The 15,837-nt window shown below is 44.6% G+C and carries 14 protein-coding genes; all 14 read right to left on the bottom strand.

From position 1 onward, the window contains the following. Positions 1–3: 3 nt before the first annotated feature. Positions 4–1,332: a BCD family MFS transporter gene (locus ICN17_RS06395; RefSeq protein ID WP_255538340.1), complete on the bottom strand. Its 1,329-nt coding sequence runs from the start codon at positions 1,330–1,332 to the stop codon at positions 4–6. Beyond that, complete coding sequence (gene chlG / locus ICN17_RS06390; protein ID WP_216236714.1) at positions 1,329–2,213, bottom strand: chlorophyll synthase ChlG; 885 nt, start codon at positions 2,211–2,213, stop codon at positions 1,329–1,331. The genes ICN17_RS06395 and chlG overlap by 4 nt, the downstream gene beginning before the upstream one ends. Before the next feature lie 114 nt (positions 2,214–2,327). Then, positions 2,328–3,269, bottom strand: coding sequence for a 4-hydroxy-3-methylbut-2-enyl diphosphate reductase (gene ispH / locus ICN17_RS06385; protein ID WP_216236713.1), 942 nt, complete (start codon positions 3,267–3,269; stop codon positions 2,328–2,330). A 13-nt stretch (positions 3,270–3,282) separates the two neighbouring features. Next, positions 3,283–4,041, bottom strand: a complete 759-nt coding sequence (puhE, locus tag ICN17_RS06380) for a putative photosynthetic complex assembly protein PuhE (protein WP_216236712.1) — start codon at positions 4,039–4,041, stop codon at positions 3,283–3,285. Between the two features lie 6 nt (positions 4,042–4,047). Next, complete coding sequence (gene acsF, locus ICN17_RS06375) at positions 4,048–5,124, bottom strand: magnesium-protoporphyrin IX monomethyl ester (oxidative) cyclase (protein WP_216236711.1); 1,077 nt, start codon at positions 5,122–5,124, stop codon at positions 4,048–4,050. After that, positions 5,121–5,474, bottom strand: a complete 354-nt coding sequence (locus tag ICN17_RS06370) for a hypothetical protein (RefSeq protein ID WP_216236710.1) — start codon at positions 5,472–5,474, stop codon at positions 5,121–5,123. Before ICN17_RS06370 ends, acsF begins: the two co-directional genes overlap by 4 nt. A gap of 2 nt (positions 5,475–5,476) precedes the next feature. Beyond that, positions 5,477–5,920 (bottom strand): photosynthetic complex assembly protein PuhC, encoded by a 444-nt coding sequence (gene puhC / locus ICN17_RS06365; protein WP_216236709.1) that lies wholly within the window; start codon positions 5,918–5,920, stop codon positions 5,477–5,479. Beyond that, a complete protein-coding gene (puhB, locus tag ICN17_RS06360) occupies positions 5,917–6,597 on the bottom strand; it encodes a photosynthetic complex putative assembly protein PuhB (RefSeq protein WP_216236708.1) in 681 nt (226 codons plus the stop codon). Before puhB ends, puhC begins: the two co-directional genes overlap by 4 nt. Next, a complete protein-coding gene (gene puhA / locus ICN17_RS06355; protein WP_216236707.1) occupies positions 6,594–7,358 on the bottom strand; it encodes a photosynthetic reaction center subunit H in 765 nt (254 codons plus the stop codon). The genes puhB and puhA overlap by 4 nt, the downstream gene beginning before the upstream one ends. Positions 7,359–7,379: 21 nt before the next feature. Continuing rightward, complete coding sequence (locus tag ICN17_RS06350; RefSeq protein WP_216236706.1) at positions 7,380–8,810, bottom strand: BCD family MFS transporter; 1,431 nt, start codon at positions 8,808–8,810, stop codon at positions 7,380–7,382. Next, a complete protein-coding gene (gene bchM, locus ICN17_RS06345; protein ID WP_087909644.1) occupies positions 8,807–9,508 on the bottom strand; it encodes a magnesium protoporphyrin IX methyltransferase in 702 nt (233 codons plus the stop codon). The genes ICN17_RS06350 and bchM overlap by 4 nt, the downstream gene beginning before the upstream one ends. A gap of 2 nt (positions 9,509–9,510) precedes the next feature. Beyond that, positions 9,511–10,422: a ferredoxin:protochlorophyllide reductase (ATP-dependent) iron-sulfur ATP-binding protein gene (gene bchL / locus ICN17_RS06340; RefSeq protein ID WP_216138767.1), complete on the bottom strand. Its 912-nt coding sequence runs from the start codon at positions 10,420–10,422 to the stop codon at positions 9,511–9,513. After that, a complete protein-coding gene (locus tag ICN17_RS06335) occupies positions 10,422–14,216 on the bottom strand; it encodes a magnesium chelatase subunit H (protein WP_255538339.1) in 3,795 nt (1,264 codons plus the stop codon). The genes bchL and ICN17_RS06335 overlap by 1 nt, the downstream gene beginning before the upstream one ends. After that, positions 14,206–15,834, bottom strand: coding sequence for a ferredoxin:protochlorophyllide reductase (ATP-dependent) subunit B (gene bchB / locus ICN17_RS06330; protein WP_216236704.1), 1,629 nt, complete (start codon positions 15,832–15,834; stop codon positions 14,206–14,208). Before bchB ends, ICN17_RS06335 begins: the two co-directional genes overlap by 11 nt. Between the last annotated feature and the right edge of the window lie 3 nt (positions 15,835–15,837).

The following is a 15,837-nucleotide window of genomic DNA, read 5'->3' as shown; positions in this document are numbered from 1 at the left end:
GTTTCACCTCACTCCACTAGAACTACCAGTTTTGCTCTCAACTTGAGATGCCATATATGCAGAAGCAACAAACAGAATTGCTTCAATGAAAAAAACAGATGCGTATGCGTATGCAGGGCTTGTAAAAATAGATCGCGCAAGATCACTAGCGCCAGCGCCTAAAAGACCACCTAAGCCAAAAGCAATTGCTTGAGCTCCACCCCAAAGGCCAATCCTGACGCCCTCTTTTCCGCCTCCACCCACAACTGCCAAACGCATCATTGAAGCGATAGCAGCAATAGAGAAAGCACCATTCGCTAACCCCAAAATAAATACATTGAGTTTTAATGGCCAATTGCCTTCCAAGATTCCAGCAATCACTAAACCAAACATTGCCAGTGCAGAAGCGAGGCAACCATAAATCATCCAAGATCTCAGGGATCCAAAGTAAGGCCGCAATCTGCTGGAACCACAAACTGCCACTAATAACATGCCGGTGAGTACGCCTGAGTGCTGAATGCCAGATAGACTCGTTGTCTCACCTAAGGAATAGTTAAAAATCATTCCGGCAAAAGGTTCTAAAATCAAATCCTGTGCACTAAATGCAAACATCGATAAGAAAATAAAGATGGTGAATTTCTTAGTATCAGGATCGGCCAAAATATCGCTTAGCGCCTCTCTAAAGGGCACCTTTTGAGCGTTGCTTGCTAAGGTATTTTGCAGTTCGCACCCCTCTAATCTATAGAGCGCTATCACTGTAAGAAAGCATGCTATCGATGAAATAATTCCTGAAATGAGGATGACTTTTTCTGGCGAGTAAGGGTCAAGAAATTTACCTGCAATACCACTCGTCAGAGCAAAGCCAAAAATCATCATGAGCCATACCGTGGTTGCTGCTGCAGCCCTTCTCTCATCGCTAACGCCCTTTGCTAACAGCGCTAGTAAAGAAGTACCACTCATGCTTACGCCGATACCAATGAAGAAGAAGGCGACGATTGCTGCTGCAATACCAAGGCTTAAGTGAATACCCATGAGTGATGTAGCAATGGCTGCACCAAATCCACCCAAGGCCAGTAAACCTACACCGCCAATAATCCATGGGGTTCTTTTGGCTCCGCTATCAGACTCAAATCCCATCCGCGGTCTAATCACTTGCACAAAATAATGAATTGCTACTAATAAGCCAGGCAGACTGGCAGGCAATGCTAACTCAACCACCATGATGCGATTTAAAGTGGAGGTCGTCATCACAACTATGGCGCCGATGCATGCTTGCACTAAGCCAAGGCGCACAATACTGAGCCAACCAAAGGTTGACGACTGATAGAGTGACTGTGTCATTGCAATACTCATGACTCAATCCCCATACTATTGACTGCAAATGCGGCCACCATCATTCCAGAGACCAAGATTGGAACGCCAAAGCCGCTGTAAAAGAGTGCTTTCTCAACTGGTCTTTTCAGAAAATCTCTTAATAAAACGATTTGTCCTAATATCAATCCAGTAATCACCATTGCGTAGATAGGCTTACCCCACATCAGTAGCAAAGCCAATACGATCACTTGTGGGATCAACATAAAGGCTGCAGATACTTGAGCTGCTTTCATTGCGCCGAGTTGCACGGGTAAAGATCGCACACCCATTTGTCGATCACCTTCAATCGCCTTAAAATCGTTCAAGGTCATGATTCCATGTGCACTAGCGCTATATAAACCAGCAAGTAAGAGTGATGGTTTGCTTGGCAGAACTCCTCCTGAGAGTAAGGTTGCTCCAGTAATCCAAGCTAAACCTTCATAACTCACACCGCATGCAAGATTGCCAAGCCAACCGTTATTTTTAAAACGCATTGGTGGCATGCTGTAAAACCATGCCAACACTAAAGCGAGCAAGGTAGCTAGAAACCCAATGGGGCCCAAGTAACTTCCCACCCACAATGAAATCAATGACCACAGTATTGCAATATAGAGACCCCATCGACCAGGAATACGTCCTGAAGGAATGGGTCGATTAGGTTCGTTAATCGCATCAACATGTCTGTCATACCAATCATTTACCGCTTGACTGGAAGCACATACAAGGGGCCCAGTAAGCAATAAGCCGAGGAAAAAGATTGGCAGATTTTCAGTAATCTTGTCAGTGCCAGTGATAGATCCGCAGGCAAACGCCCACATTGGCGGAAACCAAGTGATCGGCTTTAAAAGCGTCAAAATTGCTCGTGGTTCTGGCAGATTCATGTAAATGATTTTGTCATTGACATATTAAAGTGTCAATTAAATTTGACACTTTTAAGCCTGATTTTTACCAGTGAAAACCCTTATATATCAAGGGAAAAGACGAATTTCGGGGGTTTAGGCTGCTTCCAGCAAACCCTTAGGGAGAGAAAAATTCACGGTTTCCTCAATCCCGGGCATCGGGACTACTGAACCCCGATAAAGGCCGTTGATTGCCTCAATGATCTGAGCCGTCAAAGCCTCGGGTGCAGATGCACCCGCTGTGACCCCAACGCTATTCATCGATTGAAACCACTCGGCCTGAATCTGCCTTGGATCATCAACTAAATAAGCCGGTACATTCATGCTGCTTGCCAATTCTTGTAGTCGCTTTGAGTTGGAGCTATTTTGACTACCAACCACGATCACCACATCTACATGGGGAAGCATCGCCTTAACAGCATCCTGTCGATTCTGAGTGGCGTAACAAATATCCTGACGCTTAGGCGCATGAATCTGTGGATACTTCCTCACCAGAGCAGTGGTAATTTCTTGTGTCTCATCAACAGATAATGTTGTTTGAGTGACATAAGCAATCAGTTCATTCTCTTTAAAAGAAAGTTTATCGACATCTTGTACATGCTCTATCAGATGGATTGAGGAATCCACTTGCCCCATGGTGCCCTCCACCTCTGGATGGCCACGATGTCCAATCATGATGATCTGATAGCCACGCTCTTTTAAACGAACGACTTCTGCATGCACTTTGGCTACCAATGGGCAAGTAGCATCAAAGACCTGAAACTCGCGTTCATCTGCTTCAAATCGAACAGCCTTGGATACACCATGCGCACTAAAAATCAGAATTGCACCCTGAGGCACTGTATCTAACTCGTTGATAAAGATGACACCACGCGACTCAAAATCTTTCACGACATAGGCATTGTGAATAATTTCATGTCTGACAAAAATTGGAGTGCCATATTTTTTAAGCGCTTCTTCAACGATGAGAATGGCCCTTTCTACTCCTGCACAAAAGCCGCGCGGCTGGGCTAGATAGATGGTTTTATTCGAACGCATAGATTCAGGTTATTCAACGATGGTTCTTATAACCCCACTTCCACAATAGCTCACTGGGAAATGGCATGATCAGAAACAAGTGCTCTAACAATCCAAGCGCCAACAGCGTACCAAGTAATGCCGATGAGGTCATCTCATAGACCGATGACTCAGACGCTGCATGCAACCAAATAGGCACTAAAAAAATGATTGAAACCAAAATAGAGAATGGCATTAACAAGTTCATTGCCTTCCGTCTGAAATACGTAATGAGGTATTTCAAATGCTGAGGCAGGAAGGCTTCATTGAAATTCAAGACGCCTAAGAAGATATTAATCTTTGTGCTTTGTCTCATTCCCCAGAGGATGATGTAAGTCCAAAAACCAGTCTGATTGACAGCCTCTAGATTCATCAAGAACAAGACAATACCGAGACTGAGCAAAGTCATCTCATGATAATTAATCGTTTGGAATGCATACCAAGCGCGCCTCATTCCACTCAGGCCATGAGGGCAATCCGAACGTCTTGATCCAGTAATGTAGCCCAGTAAAAAAGCAAGTTCTTGCCAACCCCAAATCACAATCGCACAAGTAAAGGAGCAATAGGCCCCTGCAACCGTAGCTTGCTGACTCGAGATTTGTAATCCCCAAAATGCCATCAATAAGACGCCGATGGAAAGAACAAAGATTGCCTTGAAGTAATGTTTCGGTAAGCTATTAATTTTGAGAATAAGGCCCGTACTAAACCACCACACAAAGATGGTAAAGATTAAGGGGCTTATCCAAAAATACATGAAGAATTACCAAACAGGCACTAAGCGAATATCTGTTGGCAGCTCATTTGGAACCACTGGCAATAGATAAATACGTAAGAAGGTGGTAGCCGCAGCAACCGCTAATCCACCACGCTTAATCGTAGACAGAACTCCGCCCTTCTGCTTTAGCTCTTCTACCTCATCCGATACCCTTCTCAGTTTTTCAAAGCCCTCCCAAACCCTTGGATCATCTAAGTTGATAGTGAAAGGGAATACTTGCTTAGAAATATCAGAAGTAATTTGCAGAACTTGGCGGTCATAGTCCGTTGGAGAAACGCCTAATGCCTTATGAAATTCTGGTCTGGAATGATCGCGAACATACATCGTTGCGTAAACAGCGATCAGGAAAAAACGAATCCACAGACGATTCACGCCACTGAGCAACTTTGGATTAGAGCGCATTAGTAGTGCAAATGCTTCGCCATGGCGGAATTCATCATTGCACCATTTTTCAAACCACAAAAATATCGGGTGAAAACGTAACTCAGGTTTCTTTTGAATAATGCGATAAATCATGATGTAGCGTGCGTAACCTATCTTCTCGGAAAGGTAGGTAGCATAAAAAATAAACTTGGGCTTAAAGAAAGTATATTTTTTGGTTCTTGCTAAAAATCCTAAATCCACACCGATACCGAAATCCTTAAGCCATTGATTGATGAAGCCAGCATGTCTGCTCTCATCGCGGGCCATATAGGTAAATAGGCTTTTAAGCTCTGGATTATTGATGGATTTCTTAATTTCTGAATAGAGAACACAGCCCGAGAATTCAGAAGTAATCGAGCTAATTAAAAAGTCTAGGAATTCTTGATATAGACCCTCTGGAAGATGCGAGTAGTCTTTAGACATATCTTCAGGACGCTGAAAATGGGCTTGATTGATATCTTGGTCAAATTCCTGCATTAAGCGATCCCACTCTGGCTTCACAGAGGAGATATCAAAACGGTCCATTTCGTCAAAGTCCGTTGTATAAAAGCGCGGGCTCAGAATGGTATTTTCAAGAGCCCGGTCAGTTGACTCGTTAATGGGACGTCCCATTGGCATGGTTGGCGCGTTTGCACTCATACCTTCACTCCTTCATTCAAAATAATTGGGGCAATCTCTTGACTAGGTGCCGGACGGGGATATTTCTTAGTCTTACTAAATCGAGTGGTCGAGAAACTCACCTCATACAGCATAGTGACCTCTAATCTTGCAGTGAGATACACCCAAAGACGTGAAAAGATACCTGCTTTAGAAACAGTGGCGGTTCGGTCGTAACTCAATACTTCACCAAATGAGATATCGGTAATAGGGTCATGAACCAGAACCTCATCTCCTGGCCCTACTTGAACCCCATTCAAGTCTACGTGAGCGTATAGAAACTCAGAGGTATTCGACATATCAACGTGACATTGAACCTTTTGCTTTGACATAGTTATCTCGCGCTAGTTAAAAAAGCAGCAAACTCAGCTGCGTTATCTTTTCCGAATGATTCCAAATCAATTCGATTATTCGTTGCTAAATCGATCAAGGTCAACCTTCCATCGGAGCGACTGACTAATTCAAATGCATCATCACTAGAGATCTGACGAATCCGACGATCACGAGCTAATGCTCTCAAAATTCCCCTCACAAAGCCAGCTTGACCTTCAACCTGGGCAATCATTTGCCCATTATCTGCAGAAATTACGCCAACTGCGCCATTCGGAAGGTCTCTAAAGTGCAGAGTTTTCTTGGTAATTACAGCAGCATCAACTTGAGGCTCTACCTTTCCAGACTGAACATAATTTGCGATCAACAGAATGATTGCCATCAACAATGAAGCAATAAACAATGCAATATAGTTTTGCATCTGAGTGGCATTCATGCGCAGAATCATGCTGTTTCAATCCCTGAATAAGGGTTCTTTGCATTCACTTCTTTTGACTCATTCTTCTGCACTGTACGAGCAATAACATTATTTTGAGCTGCCCATGCATCTACCAAGATTTGAGCTACTTCAGAGCAATTTTTAATACTTCTAAAGGTCGGCTGAGGGACGGCCCACTTACCTGGTCTTGCATGAGGCCATAAGTGAAAAATTGCAATTTTGGTGCCCCTGCTTAACTTCAGGTATATATCGCCAGAGCCCTGCTTGGCGACACCACAATCCGCCGATTCAATCATCTTGAGCGGAAAATTAAAGGTCATATTAAGCACAATTCCAATACGCATCACAACGCGCTTATTGGTAATCGTATAAATCGCTGTTGAAGCCATTAAATAGGCTATGAGTGCAACTAAACCCAAGCCCAAGCCTGAAAGAGCCACAATATTGAGTGCGGCAAACAGAATTTCAGTGAAGGCCTCGCCCTCACTGAAGCCAGTTATCAAGCGATAAGCCAATAGCAGACCAAAATAGATCACTAACATTTTGAAATGAAAGACTCTAAACAAGAGCGCCTTAGTATCGGGCGATCCTTGCCACAAAATACGCTCTCCCTGCGGCAATCTTTCGGGAAGGCCTAGCTCAGGTTCGAACTCATGCTCTGGACTGTTATGGATATCGAGACTCATGCCAATGGCTCCTGACGCTCAGGTGTGGCATACAAGGTACCTGCTCCAAAGTAAGCCATGATTTTTTCTTCTTCCAGCAAAGTTACCTCTTCTGGATGCTTGGTTTTTGGTACCAGCGCAAATTGGTCTGACAAGATCGATTGCACCTGAATGTCATGCTTACCAATACGTGAGAAGTTAATTGGTAACAGCACCTTATTGCCATTAGCATCAAGCTCAAGATAACGAATCATCATTTCCATATGGTCTACCCATACGTCAGTTACCTTACCGCCTTTATTGCCATCCGCACCGATAACATCCAGACCAATCGGATTGATATCGATGGTTGAGATAGCAATATGCGGAAGCTTGCGCAATGGTCGAATACGCGCATGACCCTCTAAGTCGTAATCCACATGATCAGCACGATTCGCATAGGAACCAGGACCAACACCCGCTAACAGCGGATTACCGACTGGAGACAAAGGTGCGCCATTCCATGGATGAATAGGAACTGCAGAGACTTTTTCTGGTTCTGGAGGAGTTTGAAGTGGGGCATAGTATGTCTTGCCAAACTCCGTCACAAATTTTTTCACTCTTGGCATACCTAAAATGCCGTCTTCACGACGCACTTGGCCATAACGCTCGGTTTCCAATGGAAATCCCTCGCGCTTACTTTCTAGTGTTAGATAGATAACCAATCCAACAAAGAAAAGTAAAAATATATAAAAAACGACTTGAGCTACGTCGATATATTGTGTAATTGCACCCGTACCCATATTTCTCCCCTTCCTTAAAAACTAGCCTGGAAAATCAGCTAGGCCAAACTTACCGATTTTTGAAACTTCTAAACTTGTCCTTCTAGCAACCAAAGGACCTAATGCAATCAGAGTAATGAACAACAAATAAATCTCAATGTGATAAACAAAGCTATAACCAATTGCTGGGCTCATTAAGGCGGAGCCGATTGCTCCACTCGTTGCCAATTGACCGACGAGATCCCTAATTCCACCACCCAAGGACATGCCAATACCTGAACAAGTGGCAGTTACGGCACCCCAAGCGCCTATTACCATGCCACTCATATTGTCTTGTTCCATACTCATTGCAATCGTTAGAGTACTGACAGCAAATAAGCCTCCACTAAATCCAATCAAGAGTGCGCCCAATCTAAATAGATTTGGGGAGCCTAGTGGCTCAGAAAAAATCACCATACTAAATGCGATTAAACCGAGCAATAAACCTAATGCTGCAATTCTGTGGGCGTTATGGCCACGGCTTAACCATCTTGCCGAAAGCGAAAAAGCCAATAAAGATCCAAATGCAATAAGGGCTGTTAAGAAACTGGTTGCAGAAACATCAAGCTGCAATATCTCACCACCATAAGGCTCCAAAATAATGTCTTGCATGCTAAAGGCAGTTGTCCCGAGACCCAGCATGACTAAAAAGCGGCGTACGTGCGGCTTTCTGATGAACTCATGCCAGCTCTGAGTAAATTTAGGCTGCGGAATTTCGGGAGAGGTATTTCTTGGCTGCCGAGCTTCTTGTTTCCACAAAGCAAAGAGATTGAGCAATAAAGTGAGGATGGCCACGCCCTGTATCACCCTGATTAATTGCATAGGACTAAAGGGATTCAAAAATACACTGAACAAAATTCCACTAAACACCATGCCCACCAGCAACATTACATACATCATGGCAACAACGCGTGGTCTATTTTTCTCATCCGCCAAATCAGTGGCTAAGGCCAGACCAGCAGTTTGAGTGGTTTGCATACCTGCACCAACTAGCAAAAACGCCAAGGTGCTACCAAGATAACTGAACCAGATAGGCCAGTGGGTGTCGCCAGATAACAAGATGAGTGCAAATGGCATGATGGCAAGACCACCAAACTGCAGCCAGGTACCAATCCAGATATAAGGAACCCTTCTCCAGCCCAATATCGAGCGGTGAGTATCAGACTTATGGCCAATCAAAGCTCTAAAAGGGGCAAAGACCAAAGGTAAAGCCACCATTAAGGCTACTATCCATGCTTCTATATTCATCTCAACAATCATGACTCGATTGAGAGTGCCAACTAGCAATGAGGTGGCCATACCAACAGACACCTGAAACAAAGATAGTCTGAGCAGGCGCCCCAAAGGCAAGTTAGGAGTCGCCACATCAGCAAAAGGCAAATAGCGAGGATTAATCCTCGTCCATGCTTTGGCGATCTTAAACATGCCCATCATGATTTCTTTTGCAGCTCCATTAATTGAGATTTATAAAACCCACTAGAAACTAAATGTGTAAAGGGTACTTCCCAATCAACAAACCAAGGGGACTCTTTGATTGCTTGATGCAGCCTGGTTTGACTAATAGGCTCAATGAATGGAGCTCTATCTCTTCTTGGGAATAAGCGGCCAACCCGAATCATGAGCTCAAGCGGCAATGTGCTTGGGGCAAAGGTAAAGAGAATTTTTTCACTAACGCGCGAAGATAGTTTTTCTAGCACTACTAACATGTCCTTGGCGCAGTAATGAATCATGGAATCCATACCGATGACATAATCAAAGTCACCATAAGCCTCATCCAACATATCACCAGCATAGAACTGAATGTTCTGGCGATCGGATTCAGGAATTCTACTTTTTGCAAGCTCAATGAGATTAGGCGACAGATCAACTGCGGTAACTAAAGCTCCCTTATTAGCAAGCTCAAGCGCTACAGCACCTGTTCCACAACCTGCATCTAAGACTCTTTTGCCGGTGAGATTTTCTGGTAATCGGCTAATAATGCTATTGCGCATTTGGTCGCGCCCCGCTCTCACAGTTGCTCGAATACCGCTCACCGGAGCATCTGATGTCAGTTTTGCCCAAGCATCATTAGCAGTCCGATCAAAATAGTCCTGCAGCTTACTGCGTCTATCTAAATAGGAAATAGCATCCATGATTAATCAAATCCTAATAAGTCAAAGATTTCACGATCTTTTAGAGATTCCATCAACAAAGGATCATCATCTAAAAGTAGGCTAGCCGCTAAGCGGAGATACTCCTCTTTCACCGCCTCAATTTCAGGCGTAGATTCCATTTCAAATATCGTGCATTTCTTTAAACGGCTCTTACGAATAGCATCTAGATCAGGGAAATGAGCCATTTTCTTCAGACCAACTCGATCATTGAATTTATCGATCTGATCCGTATCTTGGCTGCGATTAGCAATCACGCCACCTAAGCGAACGTTATAGTTTTTTGCTTTTGCGCTAATCGCTTGAACGATACGATTCATTGCAAAGATGGAGTCAAAGTCATTTGCAGCCACAATCAGTGCACGGTCAGCATGCTGTAATGGAGCTGCAAAACCACCGCACACAACGTCACCTAGCACATCAAAAATGACAATGTCGGTGTCCTCTAGTAAATGATGCTCTTTTAAGAGCTTTACAGTTTGACCGACTACATAACCACCGCAGCCAGTTCCTGCTGGAGGTCCACCAGCCTCAACACACATTACACCGTTAAAGCCTTCGTAGACAAAATCTTCTACGCGCAATTCTTCAGAGTGAAAATCGACTGACTCAAGAATATCAATCACTGTTGGAACTAACTTTTTAGTGAGCGTAAAGGTAGAGTCATGCTTTGGATCGCAACCAATCTGAATCACTCGTTTTCCTAATAAGGAAAAGGCTGCGGAGAGATTAGAAGAAGTTGTACTTTTCCCGATTCCCCCTTTGCCATAGATCGCGAATACTTTCGCATTGCCAATTTTCTCGTTTGGATCAAGGTGAACTTGCAAACTACCCTCACCGTCCAATGGCTTACTTCGAGAATTAATTGAAGAAATTGGTACGTTAACCGTTTCCATTAAATAGGTACTCCCTCATATACACCTTCAAGTCGATCTTCAAAGTCATAGGCAACGCGACGTAATGTCTCTAATACCGATGGCTCTGGCTTCCAATAATTTCTTTCTGATGCTTCTAATAAACGGCTTGCTACTTTCGCTGATGATGCAGGGTTAAGACTCATTAAACGCTCACGCATTTCTGGATCTAATATGAATGTCTGGGTAAGGTGTTGATATACCCAAGGCTCTACTTGACCGGTGGTTGCAGACCAACCTACCGTATTTGTGAGATGACTCTCTAACTGGCGCACGCCTTCGTAACCATGCTTCAACATGCCCTCATACCATTTAGGGTTGAGCATGCGTGAGCGAGTTTCTAATGAAACCTGCTCATTGAGGGTCCGAACTACTGCGTCACCCTTGGTTTGATCGCCGATATATACCGGTGCTGCCTTGCCACCCTTTGCCCTGCGTACAGCACGACTCACGCCACCTAAGGTATCAAAGTAGGTATCAATCGTTGTTACGCCTAATTCAATTGAATCGAGATTTTGATAGGTCAACTCGACGTCTGCAAGAATGGAATTTAATAATTCACTTTGCACCACTGGCCTACCAGATCTTCCATAAGCAAAGCTTTTACGACGGGTATAGGTTTCCGCTAATTCATTTTCGTCTTGCCATAAGCCGTTATCAATCATCATATTGACGTTGGCACCATAGGCGCTCTCAGCATTACCAAATACACGTAATGCAGCTGTCTCAAGATCGCAGCCATTACTAGCTTGATAAGCGAGGGCATGCTTACGAATGAAATTCTGCTCAACTGGCTCATCAGCTGCCGCTGCTAAGTAAGCAGCCTCAGCCAGAATCTTGATTTGTAATGGCATGAGATCTCTGAAGATTCCAGAAATTGACACCATCACGTCGATCCGTGGACGTCCTAACTCTTCTAGCGACACAAGTTGAGCGCCTGCTAGTCTACCGAAGCTATCAAAACGTGGTTGTGCGCCCATTAAGGCAAAGATTTGCGCAATTGGGCCGCCCTCTGTTTTTAGGTTATCAGTACCCCACAGCACCATGGCGATCGATTCTGGCAATGGATTTCCATCGGCTTGATATCTTTCCAAAATTTTATTGGCTTGGTATTCGCCATCCTTCATCGCAAACTTACTAGGAATACGGAATGGATCAAAGCCATGAACATTTCTGCCGGTAGGAAGTACTTGAGGATTTCTGAGTACATCGCCACCTGGCGCAGGACGGATATAGCGACCCTCCAGCGCTTTCAGAATGCCTTGCATTTCGCTATCGGAATGTAGTTCACGATGCATATTCAATGCCTGGTTTAGCTCCTCTTGCAAGCTAGACGTCAAGGTAAGCTTTTGCTCTTTAGCAAACTGCTCAATATTTTGGCAGTGAATCAGCGCACTCATCGACTCTCTAGACAAATCTTGAATCTGCCCTTCCTGAACAGACGCATAGCTCATCAACATATCCAGGCTTTGCTCTTCACTCATTTGGCCGCCCAATATATGCAAGCCATACGGAATCAATGTGTACTCTAATTCCAAGATTTGCTCGCTTAAATGCATCACTGCTTTATTGACTGTGTCTGCATCCAAAGTCTTCCATACCGGCTCTGCAGATACAAACTCCAATTCGACCGCCTGTGCTTGGAGAGAATCCAACAGTTCCTGTGCATTAGCATCCCAAACTTGAGTATTGGCTTGATCATCGTCCTTAGGCACTGCTTTACGCCAATGTTCGACAGCCTCTTTAAGCTCTAACAAGCCTTGATACAGGCCTGCCTGAGAAACCGGTGGAGTTAAGTAACTGATGAGTGTTGCACCAGCACGCCTCTTTGCAATCGCACCTTCAGAGGGATTGTTTGAGGCATAAATATATAAATTCGGTAAATCATGAATGAGGCGATCTGGCCAGCAAGAACCGGACATACCAGATTGCTTACCTGGCATAAACTCAAGCGCACCATGAGTACCAAAATGCAAGACTGCTGAAGCAGCAAAATCTTCTCTGAGATAACGATAAAAGGCTGAGAATGCATGAGTAGGCGCAAATCCTTTTTCATAAAGCAATCGCATTGGATCGCCTTCATACCCGAAGCCAGGCTGAAGCGCCACAAAAACATTGCCAAATTGCTTGCCCAGGACAAAAATGGATGATCCATTGGTGAGGAGTTTGCCTGGAGCTGGGCCCCATTGAGCTTCAATCTCTTTTAACCAAGGCTCGCGCTTAATATGATCATCGGTGCTAATTTGGCTATGCACATTGGCATCTGTGCCAAATTGCTTGGCATTTCCGATGAGGATCTGATCCCTGAATTCGTCTAAAGAGTTGGGAATATCAACTGTATAGCCCTCTGCTTTCAAGCTCTTCAGAGTATTAAAGACAGATTCAAATACGCTCAAATGAGCAGCTGTACCAACCCTTCCCGCATTGGGTGGGAAATTAAACATTACTAAAGCTACCTTGCGATTAGCGCGCTCAGATTTCCGTAATGCAATGAGTTTGCTGACACGTGCCGCCAACATCGCAGTACGCTCCACACAAGTATGCATATCGTGGCGATTAATACTGGCTTCAAATACGCATGCTTTATGGCATCCAGTGCACTGCACATCTGCTTCACCAGCACGACCACCAAATACCATTGGGACAATCGCGCCATCCAGCTCCGGAATCGCGATCATGAGAGTGTTCTCAACTGGCAATAAGCCGCGATCTGAACCACCCCAATCATTTAAAGTTTGGAACTCGAGAGGTTGCGCAGCAAGATATGGAACATCAAGGGATGCCAACACCTCTTCTGCCGCCTTCGCATCGTTGTAAGCAGGGCCGCCTACTAGAGAAAAGCCGGTCAAGGAGACCACAGCATCTACTGTATTTTTTCCGTTTTGGAAAAAGAATTGTTCAATCGCTGGTCTTGCGTCTAGGCCAACTGCAAAAATCGGCAGCACTTGTAAGCCTTGTGCCTCTAAGGCAGCAATAGCTGAATCATAGTGAAGAGTATTACCAGCCAAGATATAAGATCTGAGTAGCAACAGGCCTACTCGGCCTTTGGATTTCTGATCACTTACGAGTTTTGGTAAATCAGCTATCGATTCACTCATGCGACCCTGAAGCCGCGGATGATAAATACCATTGTCTGGATAGATTACTGGCTCAACCAACTTCTCTTTAGTTTTAAATACCTCACGCTCACCAGTAGCGTAACGATTCACTAAATTCTTAACCATGTGGTAAAGATTCTCTTCGGAGCCACCCAACCAATATTGCAAGGTTAAGAAATAGGCCCTGACATCTTGAGCACCACCAGGAATAAAACGTAGAATTTTTGGCAAACGACGCAACATTCTCATTTGCGCTGCACCGCCGGTCTGAGATTTTTCTTTATTACCTCTGAGGCGCTTGAGCAAACCAAGAAGTCCACTAGCAGGTTTACCCATATCAAAGCCACCCATCCGGGTTAGACTTACCACCTCGCCTGCTGACATTGCACAAACCATTGCATCACAATGGTCACGCCTTGCTTTGAGAGCTTCGATCACTGGTTTAAAGTGGTCTTCCATAAACAGCATGGTCACAATCAAGATATCAGCTGATTCAATATCCTCAATACAGCTTGCCAAAGCTTTGCTGTCTACTGTCCAGCTTGATGCCGCATGAATTGTTAATTCCAGACCAGGCATTTTCTTTTTGAGTGCGTAGCGAGCCCGCTCGGTCGCGCTAGCCAAGTGCGTATCCATAGTCACGATAGTGACTCTCATTGAAGTACGCTTATCTGCCATAGTGAGCCTTTGCGTCATAGAGAGTTTCGATCGTAATTTGACTAATGCCATGCTCTACCGCAAATTTTTCAGTATTACGTCGCGCCTTACCTCTCACAAAGAATGGAATCTTTCCCAATTCTTTTTCAGCAGCAGCATCCCAAAGATTGGCTGGATTAGCGCCATTAAAAACTTCAGCATTAACTTGAGCTGATTGAGCGGGAACTGCATCGTTAGTATTCGCTACAGCCGGAGCATGCTCTTTTGCACTAGGGCTTCCATGGCCCAAGTGAGACGGCGCTGCTTTAGCAGTAAATTCAAAGTCATCCCGGAACATCATGATGAGATGCTCTTCTAGCCCCATCATGAGTGGATGAATCCAGGTGTCAAATAAAACATTGGCACCCTCAAAACCCATTTGAGGGGAGTAGCGTGCAGGGAAATCTTGCACGTGTACTGGAGCTGAAATCACTGCGCAAGGAACACCTAATCTCTTGGCAATATGGCGTTCCATCTGAGTTCCCAAAACTAAGTCTGGACTTAACTCAGCAACTTTTTGCTCGACTTCTAAATAGTCATCAGTAATCAGCGCTTCAACATCATAAGATTTTGCAGCCTCACGGACTTCACGTGCAAATTCACGGCTATACGTTCCCAGACCGACTACTTTGAAACCAATTTCTTCTGCGGCAACCTTTGCTGCAGCGATCGCATGGCTGGCATCGCCAAAGATGAATACTCGCTTATCAGTTAAATAGGTTGAGTCTACCGACTTGGCATACCAGTGCGCTCTTTCTTCTTGAGCTGCTAAGGTAGCTTCAGGATTGAGATTAGCAAGCTGTGCTACCTCTTGAATAAATGCTTTAGTTGCCTTGGTGCCAATCGGAATAGTCTTTGTGAATGGCTGGCCGAAAGTTTTAGTGAGCCAAGTACAAGTCAGTTGGCTAATTTCAGGATAAAGCGATACGTTGAAGTCAGCTTCTGTGATCTTAGCGAGATCAGATACCGATGCATTTAATGGTGCTACTACCCTCACCTCGATGCCCATGGATTCGAGTAGACCTCGAATCTCCTGCACATCATCACGATTCCTAAAGCCTAAGGCTGTTGGGCCCAAGATATTGCAGCTGGGTTTTTGACCTTCCTGTTTACTCGCAGCACGCTTCTCTTGATACTGTTGTGCTGAAATGGATTTATCAACACTCACTAAGCCACGAACAATGTGATAGAAAGTTTCTGATGCTCCCCAGTTTTCTTTTTTCTGATACGAAGGCAACTCCAAAGGAATAACTGGAATAGGCAGACTCAATGCTCTTGCCAAACCACCTGGATCATCTTGAATCAATTCAGCAGTACATGAGGCGCCAACAATCATTGCCTTTGGTTGAAAACGCTGATACGCATCATTCACGGAGTCTTGGAATAATTGCGCTGTATCACCACCCAAGTCTCTTGCCTGAAAGGTAGTGTAAGTAACTGGAGGACGCTTGCGTGAACGTCCAATCATCGTAAATAACAGATCTGCGTAGGTATCTCCTTGAGGGGAGTGCAGAACATAATGCATATCTGTCATTGAAGTTGCGATGCGCATTGCTCCAATGTGAGGAGGGCCTTCATATGTCCACAGAGTTAATTGCATAGG

Origin of the sequence: Polynucleobacter sp. 73C-SIWE (genome assembly GCF_018882465.1) — a bacterium.
GTDB lineage: Bacteria > Pseudomonadota > Gammaproteobacteria > Burkholderiales > Burkholderiaceae > Polynucleobacter.
The sequence above is the reverse complement of the archived record's forward strand: the minus strand, read 5'-3'. Positions and strand labels throughout refer to the sequence as shown.

What these genes read in the sequence shown, in the direction of transcription:
- ICN17_RS06370 (WP_216236710.1), bottom strand. Translation starts at nt 5,474, where the DNA reads ATGTCAAAGCAAAAGGTTCAATGTCACGTTGATATGTCGAATACCTCT.
- bchB (WP_216236704.1), bottom strand. Translation starts at nt 15,834, where the DNA reads ATGCAATTAACTCTGTGGACATATGAAGGCCCTCCTCACATTGGAGCA.
- chlG (WP_216236714.1), bottom strand. Translation starts at nt 2,213, where the DNA reads ATGAATCTGCCAGAACCACGAGCAATTTTGACGCTTTTAAAGCCGATC.
- puhA (WP_216236707.1), bottom strand. Translation starts at nt 7,358, where the DNA reads ATGGGTACGGGTGCAATTACACAATATATCGACGTAGCTCAAGTCGTT.
- puhE (WP_216236712.1), bottom strand. Translation starts at nt 4,041, where the DNA reads ATGTATTTTTGGATAAGCCCCTTAATCTTTACCATCTTTGTGTGGTGG.
- ispH (WP_216236713.1), bottom strand. Translation starts at nt 3,269, where the DNA reads ATGCGTTCGAATAAAACCATCTATCTAGCCCAGCCGCGCGGCTTTTGT.
- acsF (WP_216236711.1), bottom strand. Translation starts at nt 5,124, where the DNA reads ATGAGTGCAAACGCGCCAACCATGCCAATGGGACGTCCCATTAACGAG.
- ICN17_RS06335 (WP_255538339.1), bottom strand. Translation starts at nt 14,216, where the DNA reads ATGGCAGATAAGCGTACTTCAATGAGAGTCACTATCGTGACTATGGAT.
- ICN17_RS06350 (WP_216236706.1), bottom strand. Translation starts at nt 8,810, where the DNA reads ATGATGGGCATGTTTAAGATCGCCAAAGCATGGACGAGGATTAATCCT.
- ICN17_RS06395 (WP_255538340.1), bottom strand. Translation starts at nt 1,332, where the DNA reads ATGAGTATTGCAATGACACAGTCACTCTATCAGTCGTCAACCTTTGGT.
- puhC (WP_216236709.1), bottom strand. Translation starts at nt 5,920, where the DNA reads ATGATTCTGCGCATGAATGCCACTCAGATGCAAAACTATATTGCATTG.
- bchM (WP_087909644.1), bottom strand. Translation starts at nt 9,508, where the DNA reads ATGGATGCTATTTCCTATTTAGATAGACGCAGTAAGCTGCAGGACTAT.
- puhB (WP_216236708.1), bottom strand. Translation starts at nt 6,597, where the DNA reads ATGAGTCTCGATATCCATAACAGTCCAGAGCATGAGTTCGAACCTGAG.
- bchL (WP_216138767.1), bottom strand. Translation starts at nt 10,422, where the DNA reads ATGGAAACGGTTAACGTACCAATTTCTTCAATTAATTCTCGAAGTAAG.